The sequence below is a fragment of the Streptomyces sp. NPDC038707 genome (genome assembly GCF_040636485.1).
Lineage (GTDB): Bacteria > Actinomycetota > Actinomycetes > Streptomycetales > Streptomycetaceae > Streptomyces.
This window is the reverse complement of record NZ_JBEZUP010000013.1, coordinates 176,854-197,107: the sequence shown is the minus strand read 5'-3', so window position 1 is coordinate 197,107 and position 20,254 is coordinate 176,854. Positions and strand designations below refer to the sequence as shown.

Annotated in this window: 12 protein-coding genes; 7 read left to right on the top strand and 5 right to left on the bottom strand. The window is 73.5% G+C overall.

Annotated features, from left to right (window positions below; all coding sequences use genetic code 11):
* Positions 1-316: 316 nt before the first annotated feature.
* The gene (locus tag AB0E62_RS20035) at positions 317-1,105 is read left to right on the top strand and encodes a protein phosphatase 2C domain-containing protein (protein ID WP_362195067.1); all 789 of its coding nucleotides are present in this window, start codon (positions 317-319) and stop codon (positions 1,103-1,105) included.
* A 4-nt stretch (positions 1,106-1,109) separates the two neighbouring features.
* Here the strand turns inward: AB0E62_RS20035 and AB0E62_RS20030 are convergent, their stop codons facing one another.
* Positions 1,110-1,601: a MarR family transcriptional regulator gene (locus AB0E62_RS20030; protein ID WP_362195064.1), complete on the bottom strand. Its 492-nt coding sequence runs from the start codon at positions 1,599-1,601 to the stop codon at positions 1,110-1,112.
* A gap of 241 nt (positions 1,602-1,842) precedes the next feature.
* Between AB0E62_RS20030 and AB0E62_RS20025 the strand changes: the two genes are divergently transcribed.
* Positions 1,843-2,682 (top strand): lysozyme, encoded by an 840-nt coding sequence (locus AB0E62_RS20025; RefSeq protein ID WP_362195061.1) that lies wholly within the window; start codon positions 1,843-1,845, stop codon positions 2,680-2,682.
* A gap of 963 nt (positions 2,683-3,645) precedes the next feature.
* A complete protein-coding gene (locus tag AB0E62_RS20020; protein WP_362195058.1) occupies positions 3,646-6,009 on the top strand; it encodes a SpoIIE family protein phosphatase in 2,364 nt (787 codons plus the stop codon).
* Positions 6,010-6,122: 113 nt separating this feature from the next.
* Here AB0E62_RS20020 and lon read toward each other — a convergent pair whose 3' ends face one another.
* Entirely contained in the window at positions 6,123-8,552 is a 2,430-nt protein-coding gene (gene lon / locus AB0E62_RS20015) for an endopeptidase La (protein WP_362195055.1), read from the bottom strand.
* Positions 8,553-8,731: 179 nt separating this feature from the next.
* Here lon and AB0E62_RS20010 point away from each other — a divergent pair, with 179 nt between their 5' ends.
* The 4 genes from AB0E62_RS20010 (at position 8,732) to AB0E62_RS19995 (ending at position 15,492) form a co-directional block, all read left to right on the top strand.
* Positions 8,732-9,409, top strand: a complete 678-nt coding sequence (locus tag AB0E62_RS20010; RefSeq protein ID WP_362195052.1) for a spermidine synthase — start codon at positions 8,732-8,734, stop codon at positions 9,407-9,409.
* A gap of 113 nt (positions 9,410-9,522) precedes the next feature.
* On the top strand, positions 9,523-10,263 hold the full coding sequence (locus AB0E62_RS20005) for a response regulator transcription factor (protein WP_030789897.1): 741 nt from the start codon (positions 9,523-9,525) through the stop codon (positions 10,261-10,263).
* The gene (locus AB0E62_RS20000) at positions 10,260-11,384 is read left to right on the top strand and encodes a HAMP domain-containing sensor histidine kinase (RefSeq protein WP_362195049.1); all 1,125 of its coding nucleotides are present in this window, start codon (positions 10,260-10,262) and stop codon (positions 11,382-11,384) included. The genes AB0E62_RS20005 and AB0E62_RS20000 overlap by 4 nt, the downstream gene beginning before the upstream one ends.
* Before the next feature lie 301 nt (positions 11,385-11,685).
* Positions 11,686-15,492, top strand: a complete 3,807-nt coding sequence (locus tag AB0E62_RS19995) for a multifunctional oxoglutarate decarboxylase/oxoglutarate dehydrogenase thiamine pyrophosphate-binding subunit/dihydrolipoyllysine-residue succinyltransferase subunit (protein ID WP_362195046.1) — start codon at positions 11,686-11,688, stop codon at positions 15,490-15,492.
* Between the two features lie 55 nt (positions 15,493-15,547).
* Here the strand turns inward: AB0E62_RS19995 and fxsT are convergent, their stop codons facing one another.
* The 3 genes from fxsT to AB0E62_RS19980 form a co-directional block, all read right to left on the bottom strand.
* Positions 15,548-18,553, bottom strand: a complete 3,006-nt coding sequence (gene fxsT, locus AB0E62_RS19990; RefSeq protein WP_362195043.1) for an FxSxx-COOH system tetratricopeptide repeat protein — start codon at positions 18,551-18,553, stop codon at positions 15,548-15,550.
* Between the two features lie 81 nt (positions 18,554-18,634).
* Positions 18,635-19,948, bottom strand: coding sequence for an HEXXH motif-containing putative peptide modification protein (locus AB0E62_RS19985; protein ID WP_362195040.1), 1,314 nt, complete (start codon positions 19,946-19,948; stop codon positions 18,635-18,637).
* Positions 19,945-20,223, bottom strand: coding sequence for a hypothetical protein (locus AB0E62_RS19980; protein WP_362195037.1), 279 nt, complete (start codon positions 20,221-20,223; stop codon positions 19,945-19,947). The genes AB0E62_RS19985 and AB0E62_RS19980 overlap by 4 nt, the downstream gene beginning before the upstream one ends.
* Positions 20,224-20,254: the final 31 nt, after the last annotated feature.

Sequence of the window (20,254 nt, the reverse complement as noted above, 5' to 3'; positions counted from 1 at the left end):
GGTGCGTACACCCGGTTCGTATGGTTCCCGACCCTCCCAGCGCCGGTGGGCAGTGGTCGCGCATCACCTGACCCGCCACCCGAAGGAGTGAACATCGGGAGGGAGTTGGCGGGCAAGTTCCTCCGGCGTGTGCCCGGCTGCCGCGCGGCGGGCCGGTTGGACGCGCGCGGCAGGCTTTGGCAGTATTCGCCACCACGTCTTGCCGGAGTGCCTCATTCCTGCCCAAACCAGGCGTCTGACCTGCGAGGTCCCGGGAATTACCGGGGGCGGGCCGGTCGTTGGCGCTCCGTGTGAAGAGGTCGTGCAGACTGGCCGGGTGCGCACTGATCTCGTTTCGGAACCCGGCGACCCGGCCCGCCCCAACGAGGACTTCGCCGGTGTCGGAGTACCCGCCTGCGGACAAGGAGGTTGCGCGCTCGTCCTGGACGGCGTGACGCCGCCGCGCGGCGGGACGGGCTGTCTGCACTCGGTGCCCTGGTTCACCGCGCGGCTGGGCGGCGCACTGACCGAACTGACCGTTTCACGCCGAGATCTGACGCTGCCGGAGATTCTCGCGCGGGCGATCCGGCGCACCGCGCGGGCACACGCGGACATCTGTGACCTTTCTCACCCGCGAACTCCTCAGGCAACCGTCGCCCTGGCCCGCTGGTCCGCCGCCGAGGTCGAGTACCTGGTGCTGTCGGACGCGGCGCTGCTGCTGCGGGGGCCCGACGGGGCGGTGAGCGCGGTGCTGGACGACCGGCTCGCCCGGCTCCCCCGTTCCGCGCTGGCCTCGGCCGCGCTGGTCGACGCGCGCCTGCGCAACAAGGAGGGCGGGTTCTTCACGGCCGCCGCCGACCCCGCCGTGGCCGCCCGCGCGGTCACCGGTGCGCTGCCCCGGCGCGAGGTGCGCGCGCTGGCCGCGCTGACGGACGGCGCGACCCGCTGGACGGAGACGTTCGGCGCGGGGGACTGGGCGGCGCTGTTCGACGTGGTCGCCGAGGAGGGGGCCCGGTCGCTGGTCGAGCGGGTGCGGGTGCTGGAGACGGCGGACCGGGAGGGGCGGGCGTTCCTGGGGCGGGCCAAGACGCACGACGACGCGACGGTGGTGTACGCGGAGCTGTGAGCGGCTACTTCGCCATGACGTCGTTCAGCTCGTGCAGCAGCCGGGCCAGTTCGGCGACCTCGCGGCGGTCCCAGTGGGCGAGCTCGCGGACGTAGCGGGCGCGGCGGGCCTCGCGGACGGTGCCGACGCGGCGCCTGCCCTCCTCGGTGAGGGTGACCAGCCAGGCCCGGCCGTCGGCCGGGTCGGGTTCGCGGGCGATCAGGCCCAGCTCCTCCAGGGCGCGCAGTTGCCGGGACATGGTGGCCTTGCCGACGCCGATGTACGCGGCGAGTTCGGTGGCCCGCCGGCCGCCCTGTTCGTCCAGCCGGATGAGCAGGCCGTAGGCGGAGGACTCCAGGTCGGGGTGGACCTCCCGGGCCATCTCCGCCTGGTTGGCCCGGGCGCGTCGCAGCAGCACGGTCAACTCGCGTTCCAGGGCGAGGAATTCCTGGTCTGCACCACTGGGCGTCACCTGGCAGGCGGCGCCGGTTCCGCCGCTGTTTCTGTCCTCGTGCACGTCAGCACCCCTGATCGGTTTCGCAGTCCTGAAAGTTTGTGTCACACGTCGTCATTGCCGCAGCTCCGTCAGTATTTCGCAGGCATAGACCAACGGCGTCGTCCGGACCCCCTTCCACGCCGTCATCTACGTGCGTAGCTTCTTTACCACGCCCTTAATGGCATGCCCACGTCCAGTGGGCGGGCGGTCACCCCCCACGGTCCCCACATCGCTCCCCCACTCCCCCTCCCGGAGGCACGCCATGACCGTGCTCAGACCCGGTCCCACCCCTCGTACCCCGCTTCGCCCGCGCCCCCTCGCCGTCGTGGTCACGGCCCTGCTCGCGGCGCTCTCCCTCACGCTCCCCCTCACCTCCGCGCGGGCCGCGGACACGCCCGGCCGCGGTTCCGCGTACATGGGCATGGGCGTCCTCGCCCACGACGGCCGGAGCGGCACCCCCAGCACCGGCGACGCCACCCAGACCGAGGGCGTGGACGTCTCGGCGTACCAGGGGAACGTGGCCTGGTCCACGCTGTGGAACAGCGGAGTCCGCTGGGCGTACACGAAGGCGACGGAGGGCACGTACTACACCAACCCGTACTTCGCCCAGCAGTACAACGGCTCCTACAACGTGGGCATGATCCGCGGCGCCTACCACTTCGCCACCCCGGACACCACCAGCGGCGCCACCCAGGCCAACTACTTCGTCGACCACGGCGGCGGCTGGTCGCGGGACGGCAAGACCCTGCCCGGCGCCCTCGACATCGAGTGGAACCCGTACGGCGCGGCCTGCTACGGCAAGACCGCGAGCCAGATGGTCAGCTGGATCGCCGACTTCATCAACACCTACAAGGCCCGCACCGGGCGGTACGCCGTGATCTACACGGCCACCAGCTGGTGGACCCAGTGCACCGGCAACTACGGCGGTTTCGCCACCGACAACCCGCTGTGGATCGCCCGCTACGCCACGGACCCGGGGACGCTGCCGGCCGGGTGGGCGTTCTACACGATGTGGCAGTACACCTCCTCCGGCCCGACGGTCGGGGACCACGACAAGTTCAACGGCGCCCTGGACCGGGTGCAGGCCCTGGCCAACGGCTGAGAGACCGCCCGCCCGCGGGCCGCGCGCGGGCGGGAGCGGCCGGTGACCGGTGGCTGAGGCGACGGTTCGGCTACGGGGCCCCCGCGGGTGGGTACGACCGGTGACCGATGGCCGAGACGACGACTCGGCGGCACGGCGCCCACGGGCGGGAACGGCCCGCGGCCGATGCTCGAGACGAGGTCCGCCCGCGGGCCTGCCGCAGGCGGGGACGGCCCGTGGGCGGTGACTGCGGCGACGGCTCGGCCCGCGGGGCGCCTGGAGGCAAGAACGGCCCGCGAGCCGTGACTGCGGCGACGGCCGGCACCGGCCCGTGCGCGGATGGGGCGGCCCGCAGTGGGCGGGCGCCGCGGGCCAGTGCCGGCCCACTGCGGGCCGTGCCCGGCGGGGAGACGCCCCCGGCCGGAGCCCGCTCCGAGCGGCAGTGGTGCCGGGCGGACAGGCATCCGAGGCCAGGGCCGACCTGGAGCGGGAGCTGTCCCGGCGAGCCGGCACCGCAGACTCGGGCCTGCCGCAGGCAGGGACGGCCCGCGGCAGGCCCTGCCCCGAGGGGTCCCCCGGCCACGCCACCTGAACCCGCGGTGGCAGGCGCGGGCACCCCCGAACCCGAGCCGGCCCAGAACGCGAGCCGCCCCCGGCAGGCAAGCGCCCCAAGCCGAACCCCGCCCCGAACAGGCACAGCCCGCACAGGCGGTCGCCCCGGGCCCGGCCCGCCCCCAGGCGCCCGCGGCAGCCCGCGACCCGAGACAGTTCCCCGGCCCCGGCGCCCTCCGCGCCTGCGGTGGCAGGTGGCGGGGTGTCGTGGGCCCGAGCCGTCCCCGGGGCCGGGGCAGCCAGCGTGAGGGCAGGCGCCCCCAGGGCCGGTGCTCGTCGTGCCGTGCGGCCCGCGCCCTGCGTTGGTGCTCCGCGCCGCCCGGGATCATGCTGGTCAGGAGAGCCTGCCGAGCAAGGGCGAGATGAGCGGCGATGGAGCGACCAGCGACGTACACGGCCACGGCCACCATCGATGAGCGGGGCATCCTGACCGGCTGGAGCGACGGCGCGCGGCGGCTGCTCGGCTACGACTCCCCCGCGGTGGTCGGCCGCCCCGCCGCCGCGCTGCTCGCCACCGACCCCACCGGTGCCCGTCGTACCCTGGCCGGCCGCGGCCGCTGGCACGGCACCGTCCCGCTGCGCCACCAGGACGGCCGGCGCCTGGAGCTGGACGTCCTCGCCCATCGCCGCACCTCCCCCGCCGGGCGCACCGACTGGCTCGTGGTGAGCGCGGTGACGACCCGGCCGCAGCCGCCCCGGGGCGATCCCCTGGAGGAGTGGACCTTCCTCCAGTCGCCCTTTCCGCTGGCCGTCTTCGACCCGGACCTGCGACTGCTGCGGGCCAACCGCCGGCTGGAGCACGCCCTCGCCCTGCCCGAGGCCGCGATGCGGGGGCTGCGGCTGACCCACATCGTGCCCGGCGCCGCGAGCGAGGAGGCCGAACGGTCCATGCGGGCGGCGCTGGAGTCCGGCCGCCCGCAGGAGGCGCGCGGCCGGCTCGCCCCGGACCTCGGCCGCACCGCCGTCCTCACCCCGCTGAAGGACACCGACGGCCGGGTGCGGGCCGTCTGCCTGTCCGTGTCGCGGCCGGCCCCGGACGCCGCCGGCGGACCGCAGCCGGCGGACGGCACCGGCCCGGGCACCGCGACGGCGGCGGACCAGGTCCTCGCCGCCCAGGAGCTGGCCAAGGTCACGGTCCCCCGGCTGGCCGACGTCATGGCGGTCGACCTGCTGGACAGCCCCCGGTCCGGCACCGCCCCCGGCACCGGCGGCCCGCAGCCGGGGCAGGTCGTGCTGCGCCGGGCGGCCCTGCGCACGGCCCCGGACGGCGAGGGGTCCGCGCGCGGCACCTGCGTCGGCGAGGCGGTCGTCTGCCCGGCCGGCTCGCCGCCCGCCCGGTGCCTGGCGACGGCCCGCCCGCTGCTGTACGACACGGCGGAACCCGGCATCGCCGAGTGGGCGGCGCTGGACCCGTGCGCCGGCTGGCTGCGCGCGTCCGGGACCCGGTTCCTGCTGGCGGTGCCGCTGGTCACCGGGGGCGGGGCGCTCGGCGTGGCGCTGTTCGGCCGTACCCGGGGGCGGGAGCCCTTCGGGCCGGAGGACGTACGGCGCGCCGAGGAGTTCACCGCCAAGGCCGCCGCCGGCATCGAACAGGCCCGCGCCGAGGTCCCGCCGCCCGCCGCCGAGCCCCTGCGGCACGGTCTGCTCCCGCATCCGCTGCCCGGCCGGGCCGCCCTGGAGATCGCCACCCGCTGTCTGCCGGGTGAGGCCGGGACCGGTCCGGGCGGCGACTGGTTCGACGTGATCCCGCTGTCGGGGGCGCGGGTGGCGCTCGTCGCGGGCGACGTGGCGGGCCACGGCATCCGCGCCTCGGCCACCGTGGGCCGGCTGCGCACGGCGGTGCGCACCCTGGCCGACGTGGACCTGCCCGCCGACGAGCTGCTCACCCACCTGGACGACCTGGTGCTGCGGCTGGCCGCCGACGAGGGCAGTGCGGACCCCGCCACCGAGACCGCTGGCGGCATCGGCACCACCTGCCTGTACGCCGTCTACGACCCCGTCTCGCGCCGGTGCGCCGCGGCCCGGGCCGGGCATCCGCCGCCGGCCGTGGCGGCCCCGGACGGCACCGTGCGCTTCCTCGACGTGCCCGCGGGGCCGCCGCTGGGCCTGGGCGGGCCGCCCTTCGAGGTGGTCGAGACGGAGCTGCCCGAGGGCAGCCTGCTCGCCCTGTGCGCGAACGGGACGTCAGAGGCCCGCGAGCGGGCTCTCGGCCGGGCGCTGGAGGCGGTGTGCGGCGGGCCGGACCACCCGGTGCCGTCGCTGGACTCGGTGTGCGACCGGGTCCTCGCCGAGCTGATCGGCCACCGCCCGGATGACCCCTTCGCCCTGCTGCTGGCCCGTACCCGGGCCCTGCACGGGGACCGGGTGGCCTGCTGGGAACTGGACCCCGAGCCGACCGTCGTCTCCCGGGCCCGCCGTCTCGTGGGCGAGCAGTTGTCCGCCTGGGACCTGGAGGAGGCCGTGTTCACCACCGAGCTGATCGTCAGCGAGCTGGTCACCAACGCCATCCGCTACGGCCGTCCGCCCGTCCGGCTCCGGCTGCTGCGCCCGGGCTCCGCCCTGGTCTGCGAGGTCTACGACGCCGGCGGCAGCACCCCGCACATGCGCCGGGCCCGCATCTTCGACGAGGGCGGCCGGGGCCTGCTGCTGGTCGCCCAGCTCGCCGAACGCTGGGGCACCCGGCACGAGCGGACCGGCAAGACGGTGTGGGCGGAGCAGACCCCGGCAGCGCTCTGAGGACCCCTGTCCGCTCCGGGAAGAGACCCTGCGCACGGCGAGCCGGGCCCGGGCACGGCGGGGACCCGGGCCTCCCGCGAGGGACCCGGGTACCGCCTCGCCCGCGGTGTCCGTCACGCCGCCACGGGAACCTCCGGCTCCGCGCCGTTCACCGCCGGCGCGAGCGCCAGTTCCAGGACCTGGCGGACGTCGGTGACGGCGTGGACGTCGAGCTTGTCCAGCACCTCGGCCGGGACGTCGTCCAGGTCGGGCTCGTTGCGCTTGGGGATGATCACGGTGGTCACCCCGGCGCGGTGCGCGGCGAGCAGCTTCTGCTTCACCCCGCCGATGGGCAGGACGCGGCCGGTCAGCGAGACCTCGCCGGTCATCGCCACGTCCGTGCGGACCAGGCGGCCGGAGAGCAGCGAGGCGAGGGCCGTGGTCATCGTGATGCCCGCGCTCGGGCCGTCCTTGGGCACCGCGCCCGCCGGGAAGTGGATGTGCACGCCCCGGTCCTTCAGGTCGGCCACCGGCAGCTCCAGCTCGGCGCCGTGGCTGCGCAGGAAGCTCAGCGCGATCTGCGCCGACTCCTTCATCACGTCGCCCAGCTGGCCGGTGAGGGTCAGGCCCGCCGCGCCCGTCTCCGGGTCGGCCAGGGACGCCTCCACGTAGAGCACGTCGCCGCCGGCCCCGGTGACCGCGAGACCGGTCGCCACGCCGGGCACGGCCGTACGGCGCTCGGCCGGGTCCTGGGCGGACTCGGGCACGTGGTGCGGCCGGCCGATCAGGTCGCGCAGCTCGCCGTCGGTGACGGTGAACGGCAGCTCCCGCTCGCCCAGTTCGTGCTGGGCGGCGACCTTGCGCAGCAGGCGCGCGATCGAACGCTCCAGGGTCCGCACGCCCGCCTCGCGCGTGTACTCGCCGGCCAGCTTGCGCAGGGCGCTCTCGTCCAGGGTGACCTCGTCCCGGTCCAGGCCGGCCCGCTCCAGCTGGCGCGGGAGCAGGTGGTCACGGGCGATGACGACCTTCTCGTCCTCGGTGTAGCCGTCCAGGCGGACGATCTCCATGCGGTCGGCGAGCGCCTCCGGGATGGCCTCCAGGACGTTGGCGGTGGCGAGGAAGACCACGTCGGAGAGGTCCAGCTCGACCTCCAGGTAGTGGTCGCGGAAGGTGTGGTTCTGCGCGGGGTCGAGGACTTCGAGCAGGGCGGCGGCCGGGTCGCCCCGGAAGTCGGAGCCCACCTTGTCGATCTCGTCCAGCAGGACCACCGGGTTCATCGACCCGGCCTCCTTGACCGCGCGCACGATCCGGCCGGGCAGCGCGCCGACGTACGTACGGCGGTGGCCGCGGATCTCCGCCTCGTCGCGGACGCCGCCGAGGGCGACCCGGACGAACTTGCGGCCCATGGCGTGCGCGACGCTCTCTCCCAGACTTGTCTTCCCGACACCAGGGGGACCGACCAGGGCGAGTACGGCACCTCCCCGCCGCCCGCCGACGACGCCCAGGCCCCGGTCGGCGCGCCGCTTGCGCACGGCCAGGTACTCGGTGATGCGCTCCTTGACGTCCTCCAGGCCAGCGTGCTCGGCGTCGAGCACGGCCCTGGCGCCCCGGATGTCGTACGCGGAAGCGCTGTCATCGGTCCGCTCGTTCCACGGCATCTCCAGGACGGTGTCCAGCCAGGTGCGGATCCAGGAGCCCTCGGGCGACTGGTCGGAGGCGCGCTCCAGCTTGTCGACCTCCTTCAGGGCGGCCTCGCGGACCTTCTCCGGCAGGTCGGCGGCCTCCACGCGGGCGCGGTAGTCGTCGGACTCCTCACCCTCCTTCTCGCCGTTCAGCTCGCGCAGTTCCTTGCGGACGGCCTCCAGCTGACGGCGCAGCAGGAACTCGCGCTGCTGCTTGTCGACGCCTTCCTGGACGTCCTTGGCGATGGTCTCGGCCACCTCCTGCTCGGCGAGGTGGTCGCGCAGCTGCTGGGTGGCGAGGCGGAGGCGGGCCACCGGGTCGGCGGTCTCCAGCAGTTCCACCTTCTGCTCGGTGGACAGGAAGGGCGAGTAGCCGGAGTTGTCGGCCAGCGCGGAGACGTCGTCGATGGCCTGGACGCGGTCCACGACCTGCCAGGCGCCGCGCTTGCGCAGCCAGCTGGTGGCGAGTGCCTTGTACTCCTTGACCAGTTCGGCGACCTGGCCCGGCAGCGGGTCCGGCACGCTCTCCTCGACGTTCGCGCCCTCGACCCACAGCGCGGCGCCCGGTCCGGTGGTGCCGGCGCCGATGCGGACCCTGCTGCGGCCGCGGACCAGGGCGCCGGGGTCGCCGTCGGCCAGCCGGCCCACCTGCTCGACCGTGCCGAGGACGCCGGTCCTGGCGTACGTGCCCTCGACGCGCGGCACCAGCAGCACCTTGGGCTTGCCGGGTTCGGAGCGGGCGGCGGCCTGCGCGGCCTCCACCGCGGCCCGTACCTCGGCGTCGCTCAGGTCCAGCGGAACCACCATGCCGGGCAGTACCACCTCGTCGTCGAGCGGCAGCACGGGCAGGGTCAGCGTGAACGCCGGTGACTCAGCAGCCATGATCTCCCCTTAGGCAGTCAACTTGAGCTATGCCGACTCAATGTTCTGGCGCGGCCGATTGTTCCCGGGGATGTGTTCGCTCTGAGCGATCAGTCGCTCCGGCCGGCGGAGCCACTCATCCGGGGCCGTCCTGTCCAATACCCCTGAAGGTCCGGCCCCGTTCGAGCAGGATGGGAGTCATGACTGCCGTGTACGACACTCCCGTGGTCCTGGACCGACGCGACGGCCCGTACGGCGAAGTGGTGCTGCGCAGGCACGGTGCGCTGCTGCAGATCATCGCCAACGGCTGCTTCCTGATGGACACCTCCGACGGCCGCTCGGAGCGGCTGCTGGTCGACGCCGCGCGGGACGCGCTGGACGGGCGGCCCGCCCCGGCGGTGCTGATCGGCGGGCTGGGCGTCGGCTTCTCGCTCGCACACGCCGCCGCCGACCCGTGCTGGGGGCGGATCACCGTGGTGGAGCGCGAGGGCGCCGTCATCGACTGGCACCGGGGCGGCCCGCTCGCCGAGATCTCCGCCGGCGCCCTCGCCGACCCGCGCACCACGATCGTGCGAGCGGATCTCGTGACGTACGTCAATGAGACATCCGACACGTTCGACGCGCTGTGCCTCGACATCGACAACGGCCCCGGATGGACCGTCACCGAGGACAACGACAGCCTCTATTCGCCGGCCGGACTCGCCGCGTGCGCACGGCTGTTGAGGCCCGGCGGAGTACTCGCGGTGTGGTCCGCCGAGCCCTCTCCGGAATTTGAAGGAACCTTGCGGAATGCCGGGTTCCAGCGGGTGCGTACCGAAGAAGTGCCCGTTGCCCGGGGCGTTCCCGACGCCGTCCACCTCGCCGTCCGACCTGGATAGCGACAGCGCGGTGAGTCCCCGTAATGTGCTGCCCTGACGCGGATCATTCAAGCGTCCGACGCAGACATGGGATCACCCCACGGATTCCGGAAAGCAACACACAGGGGCGGGCGATGGAGCAGACACACACCTCCCAGAGCGGCGCGGCGACGACCACCCCGGGCGCACAGCGCCGGGTGCTGGTCGTGGAGGACGACCCCACGATCGTCGACGCCATCGCGGCCCGGCTCCGTGCCGAGGGATTTCTCGTGCAGACGGCGGCCGACGGCCCGGCCGCCGTCGACACCGCCGAGGCCTGGCAGCCCGACCTGCTGATCCTCGACATCATGCTGCCCGGCTTCGACGGGCTCGAGGTGTGCCGGCGGGTGCAGGCCCAGCGGCCGGTGCCGGTGCTGATGCTGACCGCGCGGGACGACGAGACGGACATGCTGGTCGGGCTCGGCGTGGGCGCCGACGACTACATGACCAAACCGTTCTCCATGCGCGAGCTGGCGGCCCGGGTGCACGTGCTGCTGCGCCGGGTGGAGCGGGCCGCGCTGGCCGCCGCCACCCCCCGCACCGGCATCCTGCGCCTCGGCGAGCTGGAGATCGACCACGCCCAGCGCCGGGTGCGGGTGAAGTCGGAGGACGTCCACCTGACGCCCACCGAGTTCGACCTGCTGGTGTGCCTGGCGAACACCCCGCGCGCGGTGCTCTCCCGGGAGCAGCTGCTGGCCGAGGTGTGGGACTGGGCGGACGCCTCCGGCACCCGCACGGTCGACAGCCACATCAAGGCGCTGCGCCGCAAGATCGGCGCCGAACGGATCCGGACCGTGCACGGCGTGGGCTACGCGCTGGAGACACCGGCCCCGTGAGCGGCAGCGGGCGCCAGGCCGCACGGAGGAGCCCCGGGACCCTCGGCGAGGAACCCTGGGGCGGCGTACGCCCGTTCTCGATCAAGACCAAGCTGGGCGCGCTGGTCGTCATCGCGGTGCTGATCACCACCGGGCTGTCGCTCGTCGCGGTGCACACCCAGACGGAGCTGCGCTTCATCACGGTCTTCTCGATGATCGCCACCCTGCTCATCACCCAGTTCGTGGCGCACTCGCTGACCATGCCGCTGGACGAGATGAACGCGGTGGCCCGCTCCATCTCGCAGGGCGACTACACGCGCCGGGTGCGGGAGAGCCGCCGGGACGAGCTCGGCGACCTGGCCCAGACGATCAACGTCATGGCCGACGAGCTGGAGGCCCAGGACAACCAGCGCAAGGAGCTGGTGGCGAACGTCTCGCACGAACTGCGCACCCCGATCGCCGGGCTGCGCGCGGTGCTGGAGAACATCGTCGACGGGGTCACCGAGGCCGATCCGGAGACCATGCGGACGGCCCTGAAGCAGACCGAGCGGCTGGGCCGCCTGGTGGAGACCCTGCTGGACCTGTCCCGGCTGGACAACGGCGTGGTGCCGCTGAAGGCGCGCCGGTTCGAGGTGTGGCCGTATCTGTCGGGCGTGCTGAAGGAGGCCAACATGGTCGCCTCCGTGCGCGCGGGCATGGCCTCCGGCTCGGGCAGCCACACCCGCAAGGACGTCCATCTGCACCTGGACGTCTCGCCGCCGGAGCTGACCGCGCACGCCGATCCCGAGCGCATCCACCAGGTGGTCGCCAACCTGATCGACAACGCGGTCAAGCACAGCCCGCCGCACGGCCGGGTGACCGTGAAGGCGCGGCGCGGGCCGCAGCCGGAGTCGCTGGTGCTGGAGGTCCTGGACGAGGGCCCCGGTATCCCCCGGTCCGAGTGGCACCGGGTGTTCGAGCGGTTCAACCGGGGTGCGGTCACCCGGCCGCACGGCCCGGGCAGCGACGGCGGCACCGGGCTCGGGCTGGCGATCGCCCGGTGGGCGGTGGATCTGCACGGGGGCCGGATAGGGGTGGCCGAATCCGAGCGTGGCTGCCGGATCATCGTCACTCTTCCGGGACTGACTTCCCTGACCGGTTGACGTAGGGTCCGCACCGGAAGCACAAGATCCACGACGCTCCGCCGCCGGTCCGCGCGGCCGGACACGCGTGATCGGCCGAGGTCCGGGCACCCGTCTGAGCACGGCACCGGCGGGCCCCGCCGGTGCGCTCCCGCGTGCGCGGAACCACGCTTGTTTCCCGCCATATCAAGCCCCGAAACAAGATTTCCGATGTGACTTACACGACGATGACCATGCCCGACCTGACCTTCCCGGCCAGGGAGGCGTAGCCTTTATTCCCGCTGTCCATCACCTTGTGAAGCGGAAGAGGGCGGTTGCCGCCGTGTCGCCACAGTCCCCCAGTAACTCATCGAGTCTCTCCACCGACGACCAAGCCGGGAAGAACCCCGCAGCCGCGTTCGGTGCGAACGAATGGCTCGTCGACGAGATCTATCAGCAGTACCTCCAGGACCCGAATTCAGTGGACCGTGCCTGGTGGGACTTCTTCGCCGATTACAAGCCGGGTGCTCCTGCCACCCCGGCCCCGGCGGGTGCTGCGGCCACGGGGGCCGCAGAGACCACCCCGGCCCCGCAGGCACCCGCGGCCCCGGCCCCCCAGGCCGCCGCCCCGGCCCCGAAGCCCGCCGCGGCCCCCGCTCAGGCCCCGGCCCCCGCGGCTCCCGCCGCTCCCGCGGCGAAGGCCGCCCCGGCCAAGCCGGCGCAACCCGCACAGGCGCCCGCTCAGCCGAAGCCCAAGCCGGAACCGGCGAAGGCGGTCCCCGAGGGCCCCGAGCTGATCACGCTGCGCGGCCCGTCCGCCGCCGTGGCGAAGAACATGGACGCCTCGCTGGAGATGCCGACCGCCACCTCGGTCCGCGCCGTCCCGGTGAAGCTGCTGTTCGACAACCGGATCGTCATCAACAACCACCTCAAGCGCGCCCGCGGCGGGAAGATCTCCTTCACGCACATCATCGGGTACGCGATGGTGCAGGCCATCAAGGCCATGCCGTCGATGAACTGGTCCTACGGCGTCAAGGACGGCAAGCCGACCCTGATCAAGCCGCCGCACGTCAACCTGGGCCTGGCCATCGACCTGGTCAAGCCCAACGGTGACCGCCAGCTCGTCGTGGCCGCCATCAAGAAGGCCGAGACGCTGAACTTCTTCGAGTTCTGGCAGGCCTACGAGGACATCGTCCGCCGCGCCCGCGACGGCAAGCTGACGATGGACGACTTCTCCGGCGTCACGGTCTCCCTGACCAACCCCGGCGGCCTCGGCACCGTCCACTCCGTGCCGCGCCTGATGCCCGGCCAGTCCGTGATCATGGGCGTCGGCGCCATGGACTACCCGGCGGAGTTCCAGGGCACCAGCCAGGACACCCTGAACAAGCTCGGCATCTCGAAGGTCATGACGCTCACGTCGACCTACGACCACCGGGTGATCCAGGGCGCCGCCTCCGGCGAGTTCCTGCGCCAGGTCGCCAACCTGCTGCTCGGCGAGAACGGCTTCTACGACGACATCTTCGAGGCGCTGCGCATCCCCTACGAGCCGGTCCGCTGGCTCAAGGACATCGACGCCAGCCACGACGACGACGTCACCAAGGCCGCCCGCGTCTTCGAGCTGATCCACTCCTACCGGGTCCGCGGCCACGTCATGGCCGACACCGACCCGCTGGAGTACAAGCAGCGCAAGCACCCCGACCTGGACATCGTCGAGCACGGCCTCACCCTGTGGGACCTGGAGCGCGAGTTCGCCGTCGGCGGCTTCGCCGGCAAGTCGATGATGAAGCTGCGCGACATCCTCGGCGTGCTGCGCGACTCGTACTGCCGCACCACCGGCATCGAGTTCATGCACATCCAGGACCCCAAGCAGCGCAAGTGGATCCAGGACCGGGTGGAGCGCCCGCACTCCAAGATGGAGCGCGAGGAGCAGCTGCGCATCCTGCGCCGGCTGAACGCGGCCGAGGCGTTCGAGACCTTCCTGCAGACGAAGTACGTCGGCCAGAAGCGGTTCTCCCTGGAGGGCGGCGAGTCCGTCATCCCGCTGCTGGACGCGGTCATCGACTCCGCGGCCGAGTCCCGCCTGGACGAGGTCGTCATCGGCATGGCCCACCGCGGCCGGCTGAACGTGCTGGCCAACATCGTCGGCAAGTCGTACGCGCAGATCTTCCGCGAGTTCGAGGGCAACCTCGACCCGAAGTCGATGCACGGCTCCGGCGACGTGAAGTACCACCTGGGCGCCGAGGGCACCTTCACCGGCCTGGACGGCGAGCAGATCAAGGTCTCGCTGGTCGCCAACCCCTCCCACCTGGAGGCCGTCGACCCGGTGCTGGAGGGCGTCGCCCGCGCCAAGCAGGACATCATCAACAAGGGCGGCACGGACTTCACGGTGCTGCCGGTGGCGATCCACGGCGACGCGGCCTTCGCGGGCCAGGGCGTGGTGGCCGAGACCCTGAACATGTCGCAGCTGCGCGGTTACCGCACCGGCGGCACGGTCCACATCGTCATCAACAACCAGGTCGGCTTCACCGCGGCCCCCGAGTCCTCGCGTTCCTCCATGTACGCGACGGACGTGGCCCGCATGATCGAGGCCCCGATCTTCCACGTCAACGGCGACGACCCCGAGGCCGTCGTGCGCGTGGCGCGGCTCGCCTTCGAGTTCCGCCAGGCGTTCAACAAGGACGTGGTGATCGACCTCATCTGCTACCGCCGCCGCGGTCACAACGAGTCGGACAACCCGGCCTTCACCCAGCCGCTGATGTACGACCTGATCGACAAGAAGCGCTCGGTGCGCAAGCTGTACACCGAGTCCCTGATCGGTCGCGGCGACATCACCCTGGAGGAGGCCGAGCAGGCCCTCCAGGACTACCAGGGCCAGCTGGAGAAGGTCTTCACCGAGGTCCGCGAGGCCACCTCGCAGCCGGCCCCCGGGGACGTCCAGGCACCGCAGGACGGCTTCCCGGTCACGGTCCCGACCGCGGTCTCCACCGAGGTCGTCAAGCGGATCGCCGAGTCCCAGGTCAACATCCCCGACACCATCACCGTCCACCCGCGGCTGCTGCCGCAGCTCCAGCGCCGCGCGGCGATGGTGGAGGACGGCACGATCGACTGGGGCATGGGCGAGACCCTCGCCATCGGCTCCCTGCTGCTGGAGGGCACCCCGGTCCGGCTGGCCGGCCAGGACTCCCAGCGCGGCACGTTCGGCCAGCGCCACGCGGTGCTGATCGACCGGGAGACCGGCGAGGAGTACACCCCGCTGCAGTACCTCGCCGAGGACCAGGCGCGGCTGACCGTCTACAACTCGCTGCTGTCCGAATACGCGGCGATGGGCTTCGAGTACGGCTACTCGCTGGCCCGCCCGGACGCGCTGGTGATGTGGGAGGCCCAGTTCGGCGACTTCGTCAACGGCGCCCAGACGGTCGTCGACGAGTTCGTCTCCTCGGCCGAGCAGAAGTGGGGCCAGACCAGCGGTGTCGTGCTGCTGCTCCCGCACGGCTACGAGGGCCAGGGCCCGGACCACTCCTCCGCGCGCCCCGAGCGGTTCCTCCAGCTGTGCGCGCAGAACAACATGACGGTCGCCATGCCGACCTCGCCGTCGAACTACTTCCACCTCCTGCGGTGGCAGGTGCACAACCCGCACCACAAGCCGCTGGTCGTCTTCACCCCGAAGTCGATGCTGCGTCTGAAGGCCGCCGCGTCGAAGGCGGAGGAGTTCACCAACGGCCAGTTCCGCCCGGTCATCGGCGACAGCACGGCCGACCCGGCCGCGGTCCGCAAGGTCGTCTTCTGCGCCGGCAAGGTCTACTACGACCTGGAGGCCGAGCGGCAGAAGCGGGGCGCCACGGACACGGCGATCATCCGCATCGAGCGGCTGTACCCGCTGCCGGGTGACGAGCTGCAGGCGGAGGTCAACAAGTACCCGAACGCCGAGAAGTACCTCTGGGCGCAGGAGGAGCCGGCGAACCAGGGTGCCTGGCCGTTCATCGCGCTCAACCTGATCGACCACCTGGACCTGGCGGTCGGCGCGGACATCCCGGCCGGCGAGCGGCTGCGGCGCATCTCGCGTCCGCACTCCTCGTCCCCGGCGGTGGGTTCCGCGAAGCGGCACCAGGCCGAGCAGGAGCAGCTCGTGCGTGAGGTGTTCGAGGCGTAGGCCTCCCGAAAAGGGCCCGGTACCGAGTTCGCGCTCGGCACCGGGCCCTTTCGCGTCAGCCGAGGTACGCCTCGAAGTCCCAGTACGGCCTGATCCGTTGCCTCGCCGAGAGGGTGTGCGGGTGCTGGGCGCCGAGGGTGCGGGTGAGGGAGAGCAGGGCGTCCTCCTCCAGCTTGCCGGCCTCCTCCTGCTCGTTGGCCGCCCTCAGGTCCGCGGCGAGCGCCACCTGGCAGGACAGGGTCAGCGGATGCTCGTCGCCGAGCGCGTGGCGGGAGCGGCGCAGGGTGTCGCGGCTGAGTTCCGCCGCGTCCCCGATCCGCCCGCAGAAGTTGCGTCCGCCGGCCGCGTTCAGGGCGCAGCCCAGCACCCACGGGTGGTCGGGGCCGAGGGTGGCGCTCAGCCCGGCGAGGGCGGACTCGAACATCGACAGCGCCTCGGCCCGCTCGCCCGCGGCCTGCATCACCAGCCCGGTGTTGGTCAGCATCCCGGTGGCCACGGGATGCGCGGGGCCGAGCAGGGAGCGGTAGCCGGCCTCCGCCTCGTCGATGAGGTCGCGGGCCTGGCTGAGGTCACCGTGCTCGCGCAGGTAGTTGCCGTAGTTGGTGAGGAACGCGAGGGTGCGGTAGTGCTCGCGGCCGTTGAGCTGGATCAGCTGGTCCAGCAGGCCGGCCATGGTCGGCCCGACGTCCGGCGCGTGGCCGCCCTCGCGGCGCCGGCACATGGCGAGCTGGGCGCGGGCCTCCAGGGTCTGCGGGTGCTGCGGGCCGAGCACCTGGACGTGCAGCCGTACGACGGGTTCCTGGCGGGCCAGTGCCTCCCGGTAGCGGCCGAGCAGGCGCAGGCTGTGGGTGACGGCGTTGCCCGAGTGCAGGGTGTTGATGTGCCGGGCGCGCAGCACGGTCTCGCCGCGGGCCAGGGTCTCCAGGTCGAGGTCCAGCGCCTCGGCGTACCGGCCCAGCATGCGCAGGGTGACACCGAGGTTGTGCCGGGCGACCAGGGTGGGGGGCTCGTCCGGGCCGAGCAGCCGTTCGTTGCCGGCCAGGACCTCGCACTGGAGGTCGTAGGCGTCCTGGTAGCGGCCCAGGGCGCGCAGGCCGGAGGCGAGGGCGCTCTTGCTGACCAGCTCGCCGATCTCGTTGCGCCGGGGCGCGGCCCGCAGCTGGGCCAGCACGCCCCGGTGCAGTTCGTACAGCTCCCGGAACCGGCCGCTGTTGCGCAGCATGTTGCCCTCCTGGGTGGCCAGGTCGAGCATGGGCTGGTCGATCGGGTCCATGAACCGGGACCAGTGCTCGCGCACCTGCCGGGCCAGTTCCAGGCCGCCGACGTACTCGCCGCTGCGGGTGCAGTAGCGCAGGCAGTTCAGCACCAGTTCCTGGACGCGCGGCTGGCCGCTCGCCAGGGCTCCGGAGGGCTGGAGGTGGGGCAGCAGTTCGGCGTAGCGGGGCCAGTTGCGGCTGTCGGCCGGGTTGCCGGGGTCGGCCTCGGCGAGCAGCGTGCGTACCGCCCGCCGGTGCAGGTCGCCGTCGTTGTCGCCGGTCAGCTTGGAGACGATGTCGTGGACCAGGCGGTGCATGTGCACCGACTCCTGGTGCGGGCCCGCCTCCGCGGTGAGCGGCCCGCGGGTCTCCCGGGTGAGCACCGAGTAGTTCACCAGGGTGTCCAGGGCGCGGGTCCAGGCGGGCAGGTCGGTGGCCATCCAGCGCAGTTCCGCGGGCAGTTCGGCGCGCGGGTAGGCGCGGATGAGGCCGAGCGGGATGCGTCCGGGGGCGAAGGCGGTGCACAGGCCGAGGACCTCGATGGCCTGCGGCTGGGAACGGCGCAGCCGGTTGAGCAGGATGGCCCAGGAGGTGAGGGAGGACTGCGGGAAGCCGTCCCCGGTGGCGGGCTCGTCGACGGTGGACAGCCGGCGTTCGCGCACCATCCGCAGGTACTCCGCGGCCTCCATGCCCGATTCGCCGAGCCAGGACGCGGCCTGCACCAGCGGCAGCGGCACGTCGCCGAACTCGGCGGCCACCTCGTCGGCCTCGCGGGAGGTGATGTGCGGGGCGCGGCGCATCAGGTAGGCGGTGGACTCGGGGCGCAGGAAGGCGGGGATCTCCAGCACCTCGGTGTGCTCGCTCCAGCCCCGGTTGCGGGAGGTGATCAGCACGTGCCCGGTGCCCTGCGGGAGCAGCGAGGCGATGCCGTCGGTGTCGTCCCAGCCGTCGAAGACCAGCAGCCAGTTGGCGTACGGTTCGCCGCGCCGCAGGGCGTTGCGGACCGCGCGGATGCGTTCGCCGGGCTCGCTGCCGATGGGCAGGCCGAGTTCGACGGCGAGTTCGCCGAGGCGGTCGCGCTGGAGGGTGCGGTCGTCGCTGTTGACCCACCACACCAGGTCGTAGTCGGTGCTGAAGCGGTGCGCGTACTCGGCGGCCAGCTGGGTCTTGCCGATGCCGGACATGCCGACGAGGGTGCAGGCGGCGGCGCCGCGCTCGGCGTCGGCGAGGCGCTGGTGGAGTTCCCCCAGCAGGTCGTCGCGGCCGGTGAAGCGCGGGTTGCGGCGCGGCACCTCGCCCCAGATCTCGCAGCGGTCGTCCGGGTAGCGGATCCGGCCGGGCAGGGCGCGGGGGCGGGCCAGTGGTTCCAGGCCGAGCCGGCGCAGCAGGCGTTCCTCGGCCGCGGCCTCGCTCAGCGACCACAGGCTGGCCGGTTCCAGGACGGCGGTGGCGGGCAGCAGCGGCCGGTTGGTGAGGTTGACCGCGGCGAACCGGTCGGCGTGCGCGGCGACGAAGCCGCGCAGCGCGTCGTTCCACTCGCCCGGCGGGCGCGGGCCCAGCTCGAAGAACCAGTCGTTGAGGACCAGCAGGACCTTTCCCCTGGCCAGCAGGAGGTCGCCGAGCGAGTCCTCCAGCGGGACCTCGCGCGGCGGGTCCCAGCGCTGGAGGGTGGTCCGGTGCCCGTGCCGTTCCAGGCACTGCGCGATCCACGCCGCCCATGAGCGGTAGTACCCCGGGAAGACCACGAGCACGTGCTCGGGTGCCGCCGCCGCGCCGCTCGCGCCCGGCCGCCGCTGTTCCGCCATCGCCGCTCCCTGTTCCACCGCGCCCGCCGGTCGTCGGGCGGCCGCGTGCATAACGTAACGCACCACCTGCCGCACGGAGCGTCACCCGGGCGGGTGGGCCCGTACCTCCAGGCGTGCGTGGTGGCTGCCCATCTGCCGGACGAACTCCCGTCCGTGTGGGGTCAGTTCATCGGAATCGGCCAGCACGGACAAGGCCTCGGCGACCTGATCCCGGCACCCCTCGAACCGCTCGGCGGCGCGCCGCCGCCAGGCCCGGGCGGGTCCCGTGCGGGCCCTCCACCACAGGTCGAGCAGCGCCAGGTGCGCGTAGGCGCCCTGGAGGACACCGGGGACCGGGCGCGGGTCCTGCCGCCAGCCCACCCGGTGCAGGGTGCGGCCGGGCCGCCACAGCGGGACCAGCTCGTCCAGCACGGCCAGCTTGGTGTGGTGGGTCTCGTGCACCAGCAGCTCGGCCAGCTCGAGCCGGTCGGCGGGCAGCTGTGCCAGGACGGCGCCGGGCGCGGTCCGCACGGTGGCGCTCAGCGACGGTCCCGGTCCGGCCGGCGGTGCCAGCGGGACGACGGCCCGGACCAGCGCCGCGGTCTCGGTGGCGCGGGCCGGATGGGTGACGGCGAGCAGCGCCCGGGCGTCCCGCCAGCGGGCGGCCCAGGCGGCGTGGCCGGAGTACGGGCGCTCGGCGGCGGGCAGCCCGGTGGGCCCGATCCCGCCCGCGGGCACCCGGTGCGGGTCGATGTCGTCGAGTACGGCGGTGCCGCCGGGCAGGGGGTAGGGCACCGCCCAGGCCAGGGCGCCGTCGGCGGTCCACCGGGGGCCGGCGCCGGCGGGCGCGGGCAGCGACAGCGTCCGGCCCGCGGCGTCGGTGACCCGGAGCCGCCCGGCCCGGGCGGACAGCCGGGCCGGGCCCCGGGCGCAGCGCAGCAGCCCGGTGCCGGGCAGGGCGAGGGTGCCGGCCGGCAGGTCCCGGGCGACGGTGAACCGGCAGCGGGCGCGCAGCGCGGCGGCGACGGCCACCGCGCCCAGTCCGGTGAGGCCCGCCGCGAAGGCGGGGCCGTCGGGCGCGGCGAGCGCGGCGGCCAGCCAGGCGCCGGTCGTCGGGTAGTCCAGTACGGCGCGGACGGCCGCCGGGTCGGTCCGCTCGGCCCGCTCCAGCAGCGCCCAGTCGTCCTCGAACCGCCGTCGTGCCGCCGGCGGCAGACCGGCGCGCATGCCGTCGGTCCGGACCAGCAGGGCCTTGAGCAGCAGCATCCGCCGGGCGTGCAGCGCGGTGTGCAGGGCCGAGGTGACGGCGGGCAGCGGCCGGGTGTGGGCCAGGGCGGCGAGGAGGCCCGGCGGGAGCGGGCCGGGCGGGCCGGCCGGCCGTATGTCACCGAGGGGGCCGACGGTTCCCCGGGTCATGCCACGGTGTCCTCGCCGGGTGGGGGCGGCGGCGCGGGAGAGGCCGAAAACGCATGCTCCGACCGGGGGGCCAGCAGCCCGTTGTCACTGTCGGTGGTGTACCAGACCCGGCGCAGCCCGTCCGGGTCGGCGAGCACTCCGGCGACCGCGGCGAGCACCGCCGGATCGTCCATGGCACGCAGTGTCGGCAGGTCGACGTCGGTGAGGCCGGGCGGGAACGTGCCGCCTCCGGCGTCCGCGCCGAGGCCGGCCCCCCGTGTGCTGAACTCCCCCACCCTCGGCTCCTCCCTGCCCACGCCCGCCCCG

What these genes read in the sequence shown, in the direction of transcription:
- fxsT (WP_362195043.1), bottom strand. Translation starts at nt 18,553, where the DNA reads ATGGCGGAACAGCGGCGGCCGGGCGCGAGCGGCGCGGCGGCGGCACCC.
- AB0E62_RS20025 (WP_362195061.1), top strand. Translation starts at nt 1,843, where the DNA reads ATGACCGTGCTCAGACCCGGTCCCACCCCTCGTACCCCGCTTCGCCCG.
- AB0E62_RS19985 (WP_362195040.1), bottom strand. Translation starts at nt 19,948, where the DNA reads ATGACCCGGGGAACCGTCGGCCCCCTCGGTGACATACGGCCGGCCGGC.
- AB0E62_RS20020 (WP_362195058.1), top strand. Translation starts at nt 3,646, where the DNA reads ATGGAGCGACCAGCGACGTACACGGCCACGGCCACCATCGATGAGCGG.
- AB0E62_RS20005 (WP_030789897.1), top strand. Translation starts at nt 9,523, where the DNA reads ATGGAGCAGACACACACCTCCCAGAGCGGCGCGGCGACGACCACCCCG.
- lon (WP_362195055.1), bottom strand. Translation starts at nt 8,552, where the DNA reads ATGGCTGCTGAGTCACCGGCGTTCACGCTGACCCTGCCCGTGCTGCCG.
- AB0E62_RS20010 (WP_362195052.1), top strand. Translation starts at nt 8,732, where the DNA reads ATGACTGCCGTGTACGACACTCCCGTGGTCCTGGACCGACGCGACGGC.